The organism is Paraburkholderia sp. (assembly GCF_026225065.1).
Taxonomy (GTDB): Bacteria; Pseudomonadota; Gammaproteobacteria; order Burkholderiales; family Burkholderiaceae; genus Paraburkholderia.
On record NZ_JAMFSB010000049.1, the window covers coordinates 1 to 16,701 of the forward strand.

Annotated in this window: 14 protein-coding genes; 9 read left to right on the forward strand and 5 right to left on the reverse strand. The window is 62.9% G+C overall.

Going from position 1 to position 16,701, the window contains the following annotated elements; translation table 11 throughout:
- Positions 1 to 382: 2Fe-2S iron-sulfur cluster-binding protein (locus tag M0954_RS03885; protein WP_297351738.1), on the forward strand; the 382-nt coding region annotated here is incomplete at its 5' end.
- Positions 383 to 444: 62 nt separating this feature from the next.
- Here the strand turns inward: M0954_RS03885 and M0954_RS03890 are convergent.
- The 3 genes from M0954_RS03890 to M0954_RS03900 form a co-directional block, all read right to left on the reverse strand.
- Positions 445 to 2,277 (reverse strand): chloride channel protein, encoded by a 1,833-nt coding sequence (locus M0954_RS03890; protein ID WP_297351740.1) that lies wholly within the window; start codon positions 2,275 to 2,277, stop codon positions 445 to 447.
- Positions 2,278 to 2,283: 6 nt separating this feature from the next.
- Positions 2,284 to 2,697 (reverse strand): MarR family transcriptional regulator, encoded by a 414-nt coding sequence (locus M0954_RS03895; protein WP_122158536.1) that lies wholly within the window; start codon positions 2,695 to 2,697, stop codon positions 2,284 to 2,286.
- A gap of 372 nt (positions 2,698 to 3,069) precedes the next feature.
- Positions 3,070 to 3,207, reverse strand: a complete 138-nt coding sequence (locus M0954_RS03900; protein ID WP_166660842.1) for a hypothetical protein — start codon at positions 3,205 to 3,207, stop codon at positions 3,070 to 3,072.
- A gap of 489 nt (positions 3,208 to 3,696) precedes the next feature.
- Here M0954_RS03900 and M0954_RS03905 point away from each other — a divergent pair, with 489 nt between their 5' ends.
- The 4 genes from M0954_RS03905 (at position 3,697) to M0954_RS03920 (ending at position 7,889) form a co-directional block, all read left to right on the forward strand.
- A complete protein-coding gene (locus M0954_RS03905) occupies positions 3,697 to 4,701 on the forward strand; it encodes a sugar ABC transporter substrate-binding protein (RefSeq protein WP_122158535.1) in 1,005 nt (334 codons plus the stop codon).
- A gap of 106 nt (positions 4,702 to 4,807) precedes the next feature.
- Positions 4,808 to 5,797, forward strand: a complete 990-nt coding sequence (locus M0954_RS03910) for an ABC transporter permease (RefSeq protein WP_122158534.1) — start codon at positions 4,808 to 4,810, stop codon at positions 5,795 to 5,797.
- A gap of 17 nt (positions 5,798 to 5,814) precedes the next feature.
- Positions 5,815 to 6,612, forward strand: a complete 798-nt coding sequence (locus tag M0954_RS03915) for an ATP-binding cassette domain-containing protein (RefSeq protein WP_122158533.1) — start codon at positions 5,815 to 5,817, stop codon at positions 6,610 to 6,612.
- Positions 6,613 to 6,641: 29 nt separating this feature from the next.
- On the forward strand, positions 6,642 to 7,889 hold the full coding sequence (locus tag M0954_RS03920; RefSeq protein WP_122158532.1) for an ROK family transcriptional regulator: 1,248 nt from the start codon (positions 6,642 to 6,644) through the stop codon (positions 7,887 to 7,889).
- Positions 7,890 to 7,999: 110 nt separating this feature from the next.
- Here the strand turns inward: M0954_RS03920 and M0954_RS03925 are convergent, their stop codons facing one another.
- Together M0954_RS03925 and M0954_RS03930 are read right to left on the reverse strand one after the other, a co-directional pair.
- Positions 8,000 to 11,077: a transglycosylase domain-containing protein gene (locus M0954_RS03925; protein WP_297351742.1), complete on the reverse strand. Its 3,078-nt coding sequence runs from the start codon at positions 11,075 to 11,077 to the stop codon at positions 8,000 to 8,002.
- A gap of 162 nt (positions 11,078 to 11,239) precedes the next feature.
- Complete coding sequence (locus M0954_RS03930) at positions 11,240 to 12,169, reverse strand: LysR family transcriptional regulator (RefSeq protein ID WP_297351745.1); 930 nt, start codon at positions 12,167 to 12,169, stop codon at positions 11,240 to 11,242.
- 267 nt (positions 12,170 to 12,436) lie between these two features.
- On the opposite strand from M0954_RS03930, the gene M0954_RS03935 reads away from it, so the two are divergent.
- The 4 genes from M0954_RS03935 (at position 12,437) to M0954_RS03950 (ending at position 16,533) form a co-directional block, all read left to right on the forward strand.
- On the forward strand, positions 12,437 to 13,369 hold the full coding sequence (locus tag M0954_RS03935; protein WP_133893435.1) for a dihydrodipicolinate synthase family protein: 933 nt from the start codon (positions 12,437 to 12,439) through the stop codon (positions 13,367 to 13,369).
- Between the two features lie 454 nt (positions 13,370 to 13,823).
- Complete coding sequence (locus M0954_RS03940; protein ID WP_122158528.1) at positions 13,824 to 14,396, forward strand: sigma-70 family RNA polymerase sigma factor; 573 nt, start codon at positions 13,824 to 13,826, stop codon at positions 14,394 to 14,396.
- On the forward strand, positions 14,393 to 15,193 hold the full coding sequence (locus M0954_RS03945) for an anti-sigma factor (RefSeq protein WP_122158527.1): 801 nt from the start codon (positions 14,393 to 14,395) through the stop codon (positions 15,191 to 15,193). Before M0954_RS03940 ends, M0954_RS03945 begins: the two co-directional genes overlap by 4 nt.
- Before the next feature lie 62 nt (positions 15,194 to 15,255).
- Complete coding sequence (locus tag M0954_RS03950) at positions 15,256 to 16,533, forward strand: FAD-binding oxidoreductase (RefSeq protein WP_297351747.1); 1,278 nt, start codon at positions 15,256 to 15,258, stop codon at positions 16,531 to 16,533.
- Positions 16,534 to 16,701: the final 168 nt, after the last annotated feature.

Consider the following 16,701-nt stretch of genomic DNA (forward strand, 5'->3'; position numbering starts at 1 on the left):
CACCGAACGGCAGCACGCGTTTGAGGAACTCGATATCCACGCGTCCCATGGAGCGCACTCCATCTTCCGGCATTGCCTCGCTGTGCCGGCTGCGGACCCCGCGCAGGTGTCGAAAGTCGTATTCATGCGGACTCGTCGCGATGCTATGTGGTCGAAGGAAACGGGATCGCTACTCGACCTCGCCGAAGCCAACGACGTGCCGGCGCAATCCAACTGCAGATCCGGCGTATGCGGGACATGCTCGACGCGCTTGCTGTCTGGTGAGGTTACTTACCCAGTGCCAATCGAGGGAGAGGTTGCACCGGGGCATGCGTTGATCTGCTCGGCGATACCCGCGAGAACAGGATCTGGAGAAGAGTCGACCGTGGTGCTCGACCTTTAGTCACGCGGCGGCTATCCGTAGCCAGCCGCTCACCCCATTCCACTCAGTTCACTCCGCTTTCTTCACCCCGCCCGACGCACCGGCGGAAAACGTCGCGGACCCCGGCTAAACGTCACTCGACGAAAGCGCTCACGCTTGTGCTCTTCTTCAAAGTGAGCAAGCGAAGGCTTCACCAGATCGCTGCGCGAGACGATCCCGATCAGCCGCATGCTTTCGCGATCGGCGACGACCGGCAGACGCTCGAGCCCGTGCACCGCAAGCCGGGTCGCGACCAACCGGCAGGTTTCATCGGTCAACGCCACAACGGGCGCACTGCCGCGCAAGAGATCGGCAATGCGCATATCCAATACGTCGCTGCCGTCGGCAGCTCCGTTGTCGCAGAAACGTTCGAGTGCGTGGCGATCCACAATGCCAGCCACTACGCCGTCGATCACAACCGGGTACGCACGGTGCGTCTGCGTAACACCAAAGAATCCATTCAGCGCATGACGCAGGCGGAGGTTGCCGTCGATGGTCTCGACTGCCTTCGACATGACCTCGTCGACGTAGTGGCGCTCGAGCGGGTCCACGCCATACTCGCGGTAAATGTGATACCCCCGACGAGCGATCTTCTCGGTCATGATGGACCGCCGCATGACCACCGTAGCGAAACCGTACGCCACCAACGTAGCAGCGAGCAATGGCAACAGCGCATTGCTGTCGTGCGTGAGTCCGAAGGCAAAGACGATCGCCGTCAGCGGTGCACCAAGCGTCGCGCCAAGGGTCGCTGCCATGCAGACGAGCGGCCACAGCGCCGGTTCGCCGCCGGGCAGCACGTGACCGAGCACGGTGCCGAGCCCCGCGCCCAGCATGAGCAAAGGCGCCAACACCCCACCCGACGTGCCGGAGCCTAACGCGACGACCCAGATCACAGCCTTCACCACTAGAATGGCGAGCGCGATCTGCAACACGATGTGCTGGTGTAGCAAGTCTCCAATGACGTCGTAGCCCACACCAAGCGCACGCGGCTCGAGAAATCCGCCAATACCGACAACCAGACCACCGAGCGCGGGCCACCACATCCAGTGAATCGGCAGCTTGCCGAACAGGTCTTCGGTTTTGTAGAGCGCCGCCGACAGGCCCGCGGCCAAGGCCCCGCTCAGCAAGCCCGCAATCACGCAGGACAAAAGCGACATCGCATCGGCAGGTGCCGTTTCGAGTGGAAACAACGGACCTGTGCCGAAGAACAGCGTCCGCGCAAAACCGGCAACCGCACACGCCAATGCAACCGGCAGAAAACTGCGCGGCCGCCATTCGAACAACAGCAACTCCACCGCGAGCAGCACGGCTGCCACGGGCGTGCCGAACACGGCCGTCATGCCGGCCGCCGCACCGGCGACGAGCAAGGTTTTGCGCTCGGCGGCAGTCACCTTGACGCACTGTGCGATCAATGAACCGAGCGCGCCGCCGGTCATGATGATCGGGCCTTCGGCGCCGAACGGCCCACCGCTGCCAATCACGATGCCCGACGAAAGCGGCTTGAGAATCGCCACCTTGGGCGACATACGGCTCTTGCCAAAGAGGATGGCTTCGATGGCCTCCGGAATACCGTGACCACGGATTTTTTCCGATCCGTAGCGCGCCATCAGGCCCACGACCAGACCTCCCGCCACCGGAATCAGGATGACCCAACCGCCCAGCGTGTTGTGCGAGGGCGACCGGTCGGCAAAGGAGAAAGCGCCGAAGAAAAACAGGTTCGTGAACAGATGGATCAAGCCCAGCAGGACGAATGCCGCGAGCGTGCTCAGCAGGCCGATGCCCGCTGCGAGTGCGGAGATGCCGGGAAGCCGTGCGTTGGATGAAAAGTCGCGCTTATGGGTACCGCCATGGGTGTCTTTATGGGTGTGATGGGTCATGCTTGCTCACCAATCGATCTCAGGAACGTTGAAGGTGCCTTTAAGCGACTTCAGCTCAGTCCGGTGGATTGCCGCGAGACGGGACAGCACCTGTTCGCCCGCCTCCAGCAAATGAACCTCCACCTGACGCCGGTCGGTCTCGCTGATCTTGCGCCGTACCAGTTCCAGCGCCTCGCACCGCGACACCAGTGCGACCACCCCGTGGTGTTGCGCCTGCAACCGTTCGGCAAGTTCGCCGACGCTCGCCCAGTCGCGCTCCGGATAGCCTTTGATATGCAGCAGCAACAGGTATTGCAGCGGCGTGATGCCTTCGCTTTGCGCTGCCTGCTCGGAGAAGCGCTCAAAGCGCCGCATCTGATAGCGAAATTCGGATAGCTGCTCGAAATCCGCCTTGGTCAAGCTGCGAGCCGGTGGTTTCATTGAAGATTCACCGCGGAGTGAAAAGCGGAATATATCACAACATGATATTTATGCCCGAGCGAGTCGGCGGCTGTGAAGCGGGCCACTACGCGGTGCGTGTTCGTTCGAGGTTGGGACTGGTGATGGTGACGGCGCGATCCTGAGGGCGGATGGCATGCGCCAAAGCGAAGGAACGCCAGGTTCCCCGCTAATGGGCAATGTATGCAGATTGCAGATGGTGCGTGTCAGCCCGGCCATGAAGGCGGAGCTTGCGGAACAGACGGGGGCGTCGAAAGCCGCCCATCATTCCGATGGTGTGCTGCTGGGTACTTACTCGTCGCTATAGACAGCGACTGCGCGAAGCAACTGCGCTCTCGCGCCAGGCGCCGACGCTTAGTTCGGGCGGCGATGCGCTTCGGCGATGATGGCGCAGGTTTGCAGATGCAGTTGCAGGGCATGACGCGCGACGGCGGCGATGCGGGCAAACAAGCTGCTAGCGGCGGGGGTAGAAGTCGTGGTGATGTGGCTCATGGCAAGCTCCAGTTCAGGCTACGCTTAAGAGATCTAGGTTAACTACCTAGGTAATAACCCTATTATAGACCGATCATGCCGCAGCGCAACAAGAGAAAACAATTCCGTTAGATCTCCCCCTCGGCTAGTGCTTTCTTACATCCGAATAACAATCGAATCCCCCGTGCGGCGTCATTTGGTCTCCAGATTTACCCCAATCCGGCGACGCCGTTTCCGCATCGCATCAATCTGGTCAGACCTATATCAGCCAAGCCACACCGGGTGATTCAGGCCACCTCGTTCGACCGCGCCGCACAAATTCCCCTCCTTGACTCTGCCTCGGCGTCCTGCTGTACTAAATAAACCAAAGTGATTTAGTCGAAACCGGCCAACCGACCTGCGTCATCCATCGCAGCCCGCGCGGCCACAAGAGGCGCACCAGCGCCCATCAGCTATTGAATCGACCGCAGTCCAAAAACGTCGTTGTCAATTATCCGGAGGAGCGTCCCCATGAATCAGAAAACCCGTAGGCAACCCGTCGCCCGGCGTCTCGCCACCCTGTGCGTCGCCGCATCCGCCGTATGGTGCGCGAGCGCTACGCTGGCAGTCGCTGACCAGCCCATCGTCGGCCTGATCACCAAAACCGACACCAACCCGTTCTTCGTGAAGATGCGTCAAGGCGCGGAAGCCGCCGCGCAGAAGGACGGCGCCAAGTTGCTGACCGCTGCCGGCAAGTTCGACGGCGACAATGCCAGCCAGGTCACCGCTATCGAAAACATGATCACCGCGGGCGCCAAGGCGATTCTGATCACCCCGAGCGATACCAAGGCCATCGTGCCGAGCATCAAGAAAGCGCGCGACGCGGGCTTGATGGTGATTGCGCTCGATACACCGACTGAACCGCAAGACGCGACCGATGCCCTCTTCGCCACCGACAACTTCAAGGCCGGCGTCCTGATCGGCCAATACGCCAAGTCGGCGCTGGGCAGCAAGCCGGCCAAGATCGCCACGCTCGATCTGGCGCCGGGCGTGTCGGTGGGCGTTCTGCGCCATAACGGCTTCCTGCAGGGCTTCGGCGTCAAGGAAGGCGATCCGTCCATCGTCTGCAGCCAGGACACGCGCGGCGATCAATCGAAGGGACAAACGGCGATGGAAAACTGCCTGCAGAAGTCGCCGGACATCAACGTGGTCTACACGATCAACGAACCGGCCGCAGCCGGTGCGTATCGCGCGCTCAAGGCGGCAGGCAAGGAGAAGGACGTGATGATCGTCTCGATCGACGGTGGCTGTGAAGGCGTGCGCAACGTCAAGGCCGGCGCCATCGCTGCGACGTCGCAGCAGTATCCGTTGAAGATGGCCTCGCTCGGCGTGGATGCAGGCGCCGAATATGCCAAGACCGGCAAGAAGGTCTCGGGCTATCACGATACGGGCGTCACGCTGATCACCGACAAGGCAATGAACGGCGTCGACAGCAAGGACACCAAGTTTGGTCTGGCCAACTGCTGGGGTCAATAAGGCGGGCAATCAGCCTTCCTAAGCAACCGGGAGACCCACCCATGGGTCTCCCACGGATTTGCCGCGTGGCCGCCGCGCCACGGCTCTAGCATCGAGGAAACACATCATGTCGACCCCTTCTGCCCCGGCTGGCGGCCACCGCTCTCTCTCCGAGCGGCTGCCTTCACTCGCCGAAATCGGTCCGCTCGTCGCGCTTGTGCTGGCCTGCATTTTCTTTATCTCGCAGAGCAACCGCTTTCTGTCGTTCCAGAACCTCTCGCTGATTCTTCAGCAGACCATGGTGGTCGCCGTCATCGCGATCGGCCAGACGCTGATCGTGCTGACCGCCGGCATCGATCTTTCCTGCGGCATGGTGATGGCGTTCGGCTCGATCATCATGACCAAGTTCGCCGTCAACCTCGGTGTGCCGCCAATCCTCGCGATCATCTGCGGTATCGGCGCCAGCGCGTTGTTCGGTGCGCTCAACGGGGTCCTGATTACGCGCATCAAACTGCCTGCGTTCATCGTCACGCTCGGCACCCTGAACATCGCCTTTGCGCTCACGCAGATCTACTCGAATGCGGAGAGCGTCTCGAACCTGCCTGACGCGATGATGTTCCTCGGCAACACCTTCAGCATCGGTCCGGCCCAGGTCACCTACGGCACCGTGCTGACGCTGCTGATGTACCTCGGCACCTGGTTCGTGTTGCGCGATACCGTGCCCGGCCGGCATCTTTACGCACTCGGCAACAACGCTGAAGCAGCTCGATTGATGGGCCTGTCGTCGCAACGCATCCTGCTCACCGTCTACACACTGGCCGGTGCGATCTACGGCGTTGCCGCGCTGTTGTCGGTTTCGCGGACCGGTGTGGGCGATCCGCAAGCGGGGCAAACCGAAAACCTCGACAGCATCACCGCGGTCGTACTCGGCGGCACAAGTCTCTTTGGCGGACGCGGCTCGATTGTCGGCACCCTGCTCGGCGCGCTGATTGTCGGCGTGTTCCGCAATGGCCTGACCTTGATCGGCGTGTCGTCGGTCTATCAGGTGTTGATCACCGGCATGCTGGTGATTCTCGCCGTCGCCGCCGACAAGCTGTCCCATCGCGGCGCTCGATGATCCACCAGGAGCCTGTCATGTCTACCCCCCAAACTGCTTCTCACGCGACGCCGGTCCTTCAGGCGCGTGGACTCGTCAAGCGTTATGGCCAGGTCACAGCCCTGGACGGCTGCGACTTCGAAGTAATGCCCGGCGAAATCATGGCCGTGATCGGCGATAACGGCGCAGGCAAGTCGTCGCTGATCAAGGCGCTCTCCGGCGCGACCGTGCCCGACGAAGGCGAGATTCTGCTCGACGGCAAGCCGGTAAAATTTCGCAGTCCGCTCGATGCACGCGCCCAGGGCATCGAAACCGTGTACCAGGATCTCGCGGTGGCGCCCGCCATGAGCATCGCGGAAAACCTGTTCCTCGCACGCGAGCTGGTGAAACCCGGCTGGCGCGGCTCGATCTTCAAGATGATCGATAAGCGCCGCATGCTTGAAGAAGCCACTGCACATATGAAGGGCCTGCAGATCGGTATCCGTTCAATGCGCCAGGCCGTAGAGACGCTTTCGGGCGGTCAACGCCAGGGCGTCGCGGTAGCGCGTAGCGCGGCGTTTGCCCGGCACGTGGTGATTCTCGACGAGCCGACGGCGGCACTCGGCGTCAAGGAAGGCAACATGGTGCTCGAACTGATCCGGCGCGTGCGCGACCGCGGTCTGCCGGTGATCCTGATCAGCCACAACATGCCACACGTGTTCGAGATTGCCGATCGTATCCACATCCAGCGGCTCGGTCGGCGCGCGGCGCTCGTCAATAAGAAGGATATTCATATGTCCGACGCGGTGGCGATCATGACCGGTGCGAAGGAAGCGGACGTCAAGGCGATCGCATGAAGCACGCACCCTGCTGACCGGCGGTCACGATGGATACCACCGGCGCCCGCTCGCCACTCAAGCGCACAGTCGGCTCGAATCAGGTCGGCATGCGGCAATTCAACGAGCGGATCGTGCTGCAGGCGATCCGCCTGCATGGCCCGCTCGCGAAAGCCGACGTGGGCCGCTTGACGCGCCTGTCGATGCAGACGGTTTCGATGATCGTCGACCGTCTGATCGACGACGGTCTGCTGGCGCGGCAGCCGCGCGTGCGCGGTCGCATCGGACAGCCGTCGGTGCCGATTGCGTTGCGCCCCGAAGGCGCGTACACGATCGGCATCAAGGTCGGGCGTCGCAGTCTGGATGTGCTGGCGATGGACTTCGTGGGGCACGTCTGCAGCCGCGACGTGCTCGAGTACGCATACCCCGATCCGCGTGTGCTGTTTCCGGCGCTCGAAGTCAAGCTCGCGCGGCTCAACGAGACGCTCGGCGAGCGGACGAGGCAAGTGGTGGGGGTAGGCGTGGCCGCGCCATTATGGCTCGGTGGATGGCGTGATTTTCTGGGCGCGCCGCCGGACGCGCTCGATGCGTGGCACGACATCGACATCCGCGCGCGTATCGCTGCCATGACCGGCTTGCCCGTCGAATTCGCCAAGGACACCACTGCAGCCTGCGCCGCCGAACTGGTGATGGGCCAGGGGCGCGGCATCCACAACTTTCTCTATCTGTTTGTCGGCACGTTCATTGGCGGCGGTATGGTGATCGACGGGCGGCTCCACAGCGGTCCGCACGATAACGCTGGGGCCGTTGGCTCGATTCCAGTTGCAGGCGCGGGCCGCAATGATGGCCAGGGCGGCGCGAAGCAACCGACGCGTCAGTTGCTTCACGCGGCCTCCGGCTTCGTGCTCGAACAACTGTTGAGCGATGCCGGGGCGCCGGCCGCTGCCGCACACGATCATCGGGCCTTGTCACCGGAATGGTGGCGTGTGACCGAACAATGGCTCGATACGGCTTGTCCCGCGATTGCCGGAGCGCTGATCAACGCGACCGCGCTGCTCGATCTCGAGGCTGTGGTGATCGACGGCGAGCTGGACCGTCAACTGGTGCGCGAAATTATTCGCCGCACTGAGCGCGTGCTGGATGGTTTCGTCTGGGAGGGCATGGTGCGGCCGCAACTGCTGGAAGGCACCATCGGCGCGGACGCGCGTGCGATGGGCGGCGCGATCCTGCCGCTCTACGCGCATTTTGCGCCGGTCCATGAGCTGTTTCTCAAGCCGGCGACGGAAGCCGGATATTAAGAGCCAGGTGCTAAGCGCTGGGCATGCGGTCGACACGTTAGACAGAAGTTCAAGGCCAAAACGAACGAAAGGTCGGCCTCGCCGAGGCCGCCCTCGCCTTTCTCCCCCACTCAGCTCCGCTTCGCCGCATCCGCACCCGCCGTCGGCGCAGCAGGCGCCTTCGGTTCATCCATCAACGGCTGCAACGCAGGCGCAAGCGACTTCAGCAGTTGCACCGACATCGCACTCGTGAAGTCATACCGCGACGCATACGGCTCGTGAACGTAGGCAGTCAGCGTGCCGTAGAACCGGTCGCCCATAATGAACACGAAAGTCGCACTCCGATTGACCTTGCGCGACTCGATCAACCTGCCGCCCTTCGCCCACACCTCGAACCGCTGATCGCCCGTACCGGTTTTTCCGAACACCGGCAAGGTCTTGCCATCGGGGAACGTCATGCCGTCCGCGAGGCGCTTGGCCGTGCCGCCCTGCACCACATCGCTCAACATCCCATGCACGACATTGACGATCTGCGGCGACAACTGCGTCTGCGGCGCCACGCTTGCGCGCACAAAATGCGTTTCGTACGGCGTGCCTTTGGCGAAATCGAGTTGCGTGATGTTCTCGGTCGGCACCTTGTTGCCGCCGCCGGCGATCACGCCGATCAGCTCCGCCAGCGCCGCCGGCCGGTCACCCGATGCGCCGATCGCCGCCGCATACGAAGGCGTCAGATTGGAGAACGGATAGCCGAGCGCCTGCCACGACTTGCCGATCGCATCGTAAGCGCGCAACTCGATCATGCGCTTGATGCGGCGGTCCTGAGTCGCGTGATAGCGCGTCTTGAAGAGCCATGAATACGTCGACGTCCGCACGTCGGCGCTAGCCTGCTGAACCTGATCGAGCGTGGCGTCCGGATGTTCGCGCAGATAGTTCACCAGCCACAGTTCCAGCGGATGCACGCGCGAAATATAGCCTCGGTCGTTCAGGTTAAAGCTGTCCATACTGTATTTCGCATAGAGCTTTGCCAGATCGTCGTCGCCAAGCCACTGCGCCGGCGTGCCTTTTAGCTGAGCACGCATTTGCGCATCGAACCAGCTCTGCGATCCGTTGGGCGCGACACTGCGCAGCACGGTGGCAATCCGCGGCGGCGACTTGTGCACGCTGTGCAGCATCACACCGAGCGCGTCGTCAGGCGTCTTGCCGTGGTACTTGGCGTAAAAGCGCTTCATATAGACGCGGCTTTCCTGATCGGCGAAGCTCTTCAGATAAAGCTGGCGCGCGGCCGGATCGTCGAGCCATGCCGTCGACGGCCCTGACGTCTGGATCATTTCGTAGCGCACGATGTCGCGCATCAGCCGCACGAACACCAGGTTCACCGAGTGCTGGAACGCCCGCTGGATAGTCAGAATCTGGCCGTTGTCGCTCGATTCGAAATTGGTGAAAGTTTGCGCGCCGCCGCCGGTGTAGAACGTTTCGCCTGCATTGGCTGAATATTTGCGCTGCACGGCCGCGTCGAGCATCGCCTGCAGCGAGCGGTCCTGGGTTTGCGCCAGATAGTCCAGCGACCATTTCGTCAGTGCATCCTGTGGATCCGGCTGAACCTTCTTGAGATCGGCCGCGCTCATCGAAGAATATCGGGCGTGCAGGTCGGAGACGATCTGCAGATACGTGATGACGGTGCGCAGCTTCGCGGTCGAGCCAAGATTCAGGCGCGCGCCCGAATTGATATCGAACGGTTCGTTGACGCTATCCGTTTGCACCCGTACGAGGTTCGAGCCGTTGTGGCGTTCGTAGAGCGTCAGGCTGTAGGTGATCTTCGACGGATCGTCGCCGGGCCGAAGCATTTCGAATCCATACAGCCCGGCGGCCTGCGCGCCGTCCTTGGTGGCCGCGCTCGCGAGCCGGTCGCTCACAGCCTGCTGAACCGCGTTGTTGAGTGTGCCGGTGGCCTGCAAGTCGAGCCGGTCGAGTTCATAAAAGCTGCGCACGCCAAGCGCCGCCAGCAAATGGGCGCGCATCGACGTAACCGCCTTGCGGCTGATAAACGACGCGTCCGCTTGCGGTGTTTGCTTCGGGCTGAGTGCGATCTGCGCGTTGAGCGCCGCATCACGCAATGACGTGGAAATGACACCGCCCGCCGCGAGCAGCCGTAAATAGCTGTCCGTCATGCGCCCGAGTTCAGCGTAGCCGTGGTGCAGAAAGAACGACGGCGCGCGTTGCGCAATCATCAGCGAGAGCACCTGGCGGAACGCCAGCGCCTGCTCGGTGAGATTGTCGGCCGACGTCGGCGCGTTGAGGAGCGCATTCACTTCGGAGAAATCGCGTCCGTACCACGCAGCCAGACCATCGCCGATACCGTTGATTTCGCCGGCACCCGCTTGCGCCGACAACGGCACCGTATTCAGGTACTGCACGACGATTTCGCGCCGCGCCGGCATGGTCTGCGGTCCGTCAAGATACGCGCGCACCGAAGCGGAGGCGATCTGGCGCAATTTCTCCGGCGGCGTCGCCGTGCGCCCGTCCGGCGAGTGGCGGAATTTTTCGATCTGGGTGGCGAGCGTGCTGCCGCCCGGCTGCGCCTGATGGTGGTTGAAAAAACGCGCGCCCTGGTCAAGCAGCGCATGGCCGAACCGGCCCCAATCAATGGCCGGATTGCGGTTCGGCTGATTGGGGTCCAACAGTTCGCGGTCCTCGATAAACAGCAGCGAGTTAACGACGAGCGGCGGGACCGCGGCGAAACCGCTATAGATCCTGCGCGGATAGTTGGTGTCGAAAAGCGGCGCGCCGGTGCCGTCGAACAGTTGCAGGCCCGCCTGATCTTTCTCCTGATACGGCAGGAACAGACCGTTATCCGCGAGCGACAACATGCGCTCGGAGTCGCGTGCCTGGGAGGCCACGACGAAGCCGTGTGCGGTCAGACGTTGCTGAAACGAAGGCAGCAACGCGTAGCCGAGTCGTTCGTCATACGGACCGTTAGCGGGAAAACGGATATTAGGGCTCGCACCGTTCGCGAGCGTGAAATCGACGTCGCGTGTCAGCTCGGACAGGTAGCGCGCCTGCAGGCGGGAGGTTTCGATTTCGATCTGGCAAAGCTTCGCCAGAATTGCTAGCGCCACCAGAACGGCGGCGACCAGCGACCATTTGATCCACTTCCACACCGACGGAGCGGCGGTTATGCGAAGCGGTAACCGAACAAGCGGCCGATTCATGGCGGCATCCCCCTAGCAGGCGTTTATCTGCGAAACTTGCCTGCATCCGGCTCAGTGTAGCGCGGATCGGGAGCGCACAAATGGTCCGAAATTACCCCACAGTCTCGCGCCAACAACACCATTTTGGCGAAGCGTAGCGCAGCGGCTTGCGAAGTGCGATATTCATGGTTTTCGCGCGCGCAGCAATCGGACAAATTGCTCCGCCGGCGGCGACAGCACCCCTCCCTTGCGCAACACAATCCCGAAGGTTTGCGACTGCGACTTGAGCTTGACTGGCAGGATGCGCAGCATCTTGTGCTTCGCGAACAGTTCGGCAATTCCGGTGGGTAAAACCGACACCAGATCCGCCGCTTCCTGAAGCAACGCGACTGTGACGAACGTGGACGCGGTCGAGATTGGGCTTACCGGCATGCTCATGCCGGCCAGATCCATTTCGCGCTCGAGCAGCGCATGCAGCGGCATATGGCTCGGGTACGTCACCCAGCGGTGTCCGGCCAGGTCGCGCAGCGTCAGTTTCTTGCGCGAGATGGGCGGATGCGCGTATCCCACCACCAGCGAAAGCGGTTCGTCACCCAACGACTGATACTGATATCTCGACGGATCGGCGCTGACCGCCGCGCGCCCGATCACCAGATCGAGCCGCCCCTCGTCGAGTTGCAGCAACATGCGCGCGCTCGTGTCTTCGACAATCTCGATCGACAGATTCGGCTGGCTCGCGTGCAGCTCGTTTAGCACCGGCACGACCTGCTCCGGAATCGCCCCCATGATTGCGCCGATCGCGAGACGTCCACCGCGCCCCGAGCGGATTTCCGCAATGTCCTGGCACAACGAAGCGAGATCCGTCGCTACCAGCCGCGCGTAACGGATCACGCAGTGGCCGAACTGGTTCGCGATCATGCCGTTTTTCGATCGCTCGAAGAGCGGTGCTTCCAGCATCGACTCCAGTTCCTGCAGCGCCTTGCTCGCTGCCGACTGCGTCATTGCCATGGTGCCGGCCGCCTTGTGCAGCGACTTATGGTCGTCAAGTGCGATCAGCAGTTGCAGCTGCTTCATGCGCAAGCGCGATAGCAGCACGTTCAGCGTGTCTTTCATGTGAAATGTGAGTGTCGAGTGAGTGCGAGATGAATCCGAGGTGAGTCGTAAAAGCGATCACAGGATGGAAACATTTCACTATACAGGCCAGAACGGACCGCCGTATAGTCGGTCCTGGAGACAATCAGATGCCCCGCAGGGGCGCCCGAGCCGCGCGGCTACCTACGCTTGCGCCGAGCGACACAGACCTTCTCTCCACCCTCTGGCAGCACGTTTTAGCCCATCCATCAGGTCAACACTAAAGCTCACCGTCAAGCACACCCAGCCATGAACCAAGCAACCCACCCGACACCTTATCGCGGCGTATTCCCCGTCGCGCCGACCATCTTCGACGACAACGGCCAGCTCGACCTCGAAGGTCAAAAGCGCTGCCTCGACTTCATGATCGACGCGGGCTCCAACGGCCTGTGCATCCTCGCGAATTTCTCCGAGCAGTTCACGCTCTCCGACGACGAACGCAGCACGCTGATGAACGTAGCGCTGGAGCATGTCGCGGGACGCGTGCCGGTGATCGTCACGACCACGCATTTCAGCTCGTACCAGTGCGCACAGCGCAGCCGCGCGGCGCAGGACGCGGGTGCGGCGATGGTCATGGTCATGCCGCCGTATCACGGCGCGACGATCCGCGTGGGCGAACTGGGCATCTACGAGTTCTATAAGAAGGTCTCGGACGCGATCGATATTCCGATCATGATCCAGGACGCCCCGGTTGCAGGCACGGCTCTCTCGGCACCGTTTCTTGCAAAGATGGCGCGCGAGCTGCGCAATGTGTCGTACTTCAAGATTGAAGTCCCGCAGGCGGCTTCGAAGCTGCGCGAACTGATCGAACTCGGTGGCGACTCGATCGTCGGCCCTTGGGATGGCGAAGAAGCAATCACGCTGATGGCCGATCTTGATGCGGGCGCAACCGGTGCGATGACGGCCGGCGGCTATCCCGACGGCATCCGGCTGATCGTCGATGCCTATGCCGCCGGCGACACCGAAGCGGCCGCAGCTCAATATCAGCGCTGGCTGCCGCTCATCAACTTCGAAAATCGCCAGGGTGGACTCGCGGCGTGCAAGGCGCTGATGAAAGAAGGCGGCGTGATCCGCTCTGAGGCGGTACGTCATCCGCTGCTGCCCATGCACCCCGCCACCCGCGCCGGCCTGCTGACCATCGCGCGTCGCCTCGACCCGCTGGTGCTGCGCTGGGGCAAGTAATTCGGCTCAGTAAGTAAGCGGGCCGGCTGGGCAGGCCCACTGAGCCGTCCCACACGGCTATGCGTCCAGAGGGACGCCCGTCTGCTGCCACAATCGCTCATTCGGGTCAGGCCGGTTGCATTTTCTGCCAACCGGCCTGACCTTTCAGCCGAATGAGCCTGCTCTGCTCCATCTTCACTGCCTGTCCGCCAGACGCTTGCTGTCGCGCCCGGCATGACGCCGCTCCCAGCTCCTGCCCCCGCTGAAATACAGCACTGGTCACCACGACTACCCCGTCCTCCCTTCCCTGCGCGGCCGTTGGAGCGCGGCGGCTACGGCTCTTGACGCAGGACTGCCTACGCCCCTTATACGTGGCTCTGGGCAAAACGGATGCAGATAAGGCGTTAGAAAATGCGGATATAACCCTCGACGGAAATTGAGTAACATACCTCCGCATGCCATCACTCACTTTCCCATGACCGCAAACACTCACGAACTAACGCCGGAGACGCTCACTGAGCTGCTCGAACGCATTGCCAGGGAGGATTCTGCGGCACTGCGGGAGCTATATGACGTCGCGGCACCGAAACTGTTTGGCCTTGCGCTCCGTATATTGAGCAAGCATGAGTGGGCCGAAGAGGTCCTGCAGGATAGCTTCGTCAATATCTGGCGGTTTGCGGGCGACTACCGGCGCGGTTTGTCGGCCCCCATGACCTGGATGTCGGCAATCGTCCGCAACCGTGCGCTCGACCACCTGCGGCGGGTGAATACGCAGGAAACAGAATGGAGTGATGCGTTGGACGATCTTGTGGCCACGGGGGATCCTGATCCGGAAGCGCTGTCAGCAGTGAGCCTGCAGGCACGACTTCTGGACGGGTGCATGCAGCAGCTCGAACCAGCGCAGCGGCAGGCAGTCGCGCTGGCGTATCTGCGCGACCAAAGCCATAGCGAGATTGCCGAGACCCTGACCGTCCCGCTCGGCACGGTCAAGTCGTGGATCCGGCGCGGCCTCGCCAAACTGAAAAGCTGCCTTGGGGGTGTGCAATGAATCTGCACCGCTATCCCCAACTGGTCGACATGCTGGCCGCCGAATATGCCGTCGGCACGCTGCGCGGTGGCGCGCGGCGACGGCTGCAGTTCTATGCGGAACACGACGTCGTGATTCGCCGCTCGCTGGAAGAATGGCAGCAGCGGCTCGAGCCGATGGCTGAACTTGTCCCGGCGCGCATGCCATCGGCGGCGGTCTGGGAGGCCATCGAACAGCGGCTCGGGTTTGTCTCCGCGCGCAGCGCAGCGGCTGGCCAGCAGCCGCCGCCACCGGTACCTTCCGCGCCGGTTGCCCGTCCGGCGCGTAACTGGTTCGACAACCTCGCCTTCTGGCGCGGCTGGGCGATCGGCGTCACCGCGCTCGCGGCGATTGCCCTGGTGGTCGCCGTCCGTTCGCTGCTGCCGTTCGGCGCCGGTCCGTCCGAATCGTCGCAGACGGTCGCGGAGCAAGGCGAGGCCGTGGTGTCGCACGTGGCGGTGCTCAACAACAAGGACGCCCAACCGGTCCTGCTGGTGGCGTGGGACGAAGCTCATTCGTCCATGACGCTGCACCGGCTTGGCAATGTCCAGTTGCCGCCCGACCGGGCGATGCAGTTGTGGGGCATTCCCGCCAGCGGTCACCCCGTCTCGCTTGGGATCATGCCTAACAGCGGCAACGGCAAGGTCACGGCCGGGCAGCAACGCCCTGAAAACTATGCCGCCCTCGCCGTCTCGATCGAACCGCCGGGCGGCTCGCCGAACCCGGACGGCCCGAGCGGTCCGGTTGTATTCAGCGGCAAGCTGTTGCCGGTGTCCTGATTTCAACGTGTTACGCCGACGCCTGCTAACTATAAGAAGCAGGCGCCGGCCTCCTCCCTCTCATGCAAAGCTTTTACGAAGCCACCGTGGTTCGCCCCGAGCGGGCGTCTCTGTCCGGCAAACGCGCCGCCGACGTATGCATTATCGGCGGCGGCCTCGCCGGTTTGTCGACAGCGCTTGGGCTTGTCGAGCGCGGCGTGCGCGAAGTCGTCGTGCTCGAAGCGCAGCAAGTGGGGTTCGGCGCGTCCGGACGCAACGGCGGTTTTGTGTTCGGCGGCTACAGCCTCGACTGCGCCGATCTGCTGAAAATCCTCGGACCCTCCCGGGCTCGCGAACTCTACACGCTTACGACCGATGCCGTCGATCTGATGCGGCAGCGCATTACGCGCTACGGGATCGAATGCGACGACACCCACGCCGGTGTGATTCTCGCAAACTGGTTCGACGAACCGGCACGCCTCGAGACGCAGCGGCGTCTGATGAAAGACTCGTTTGGTGTCGAGTGGGAGCCGGTCGACGCCACCACGCTCGCCACGCAACTGAAAACGCGCCGCTATCACGGCGGCCTGCTGGAGCGCAACGCGTTCCACTTCCATCCGCTGAAGTATGTCCTCGGCGTCGCGGCTGCCGTCGCCGCGGCGGGCGCGCAAATCTACGAGCACTCGCCGGTCCTACGGCTGCAGCGGCAAGGTAGCGGCTACCTGGTCGAAACCACCAGCGGCGCCGTCGAGGCGAGGCAAGTCGTAATGGCTGGCGGCGGGTCCGCGCGCAATGTCTACCGACAGGTCGAACGCGCCGTGCTGCCGATCGCCACCTACGTCATGGCGACGGAACCGCTAGGCGAGCGTCTGAAAGAAGCGATCGATACCGCCGCGGCAATCTACGACACGCGCTTCGCCTTCGACTACTACCGTCCGCTGCCCGACACGCGCATCCTCTGGGGCGGCCGGATCTCCGTGCGCAACCGCGAGCCGGAGGCTATCGCCAGACTGTTGCGTGCCGATCTGCTGAAGGTCTATCCGCAACTGCACGATGTGCGGATCGAGCACGCATGGGGCGGCCTCATGAGCTACGCGCGGCACAAGATGCCGCAGATCGGCCAGGGCGCCGACGGCGTCTGGTACGCGGTCGGCTTCGGTGGACACGGAATGGCTCCCACTACCGTCTCGGGCGAACTGCTGGCGGCCGCGATTGCCGGCGAGCGGCCGGTCCCGGAAGCGTTCGCCACGTTCGGACTGACGCCCACTTTCGGCACACTGGGGCTCGCCGCCGCTCAGTTGACCTACACCACCATGCAGGCGCGCGACGCACTTGCGGCACGCCGCCGGACGCGTTCCTGACACCCTCCGCCCCCACGCCTGACGTAACGCCGCAAACCCGCCGCAAACGGCAAAACACGGCAGCAAGGGGCGATTTTCGCCATGCTAGAATGCGCCGTCATCGCCGCTTAAGCACACAATGAAAAAGGGAAGCAAGGCCGCCGCGCCGGATCAGAGCGGCATCCCGTC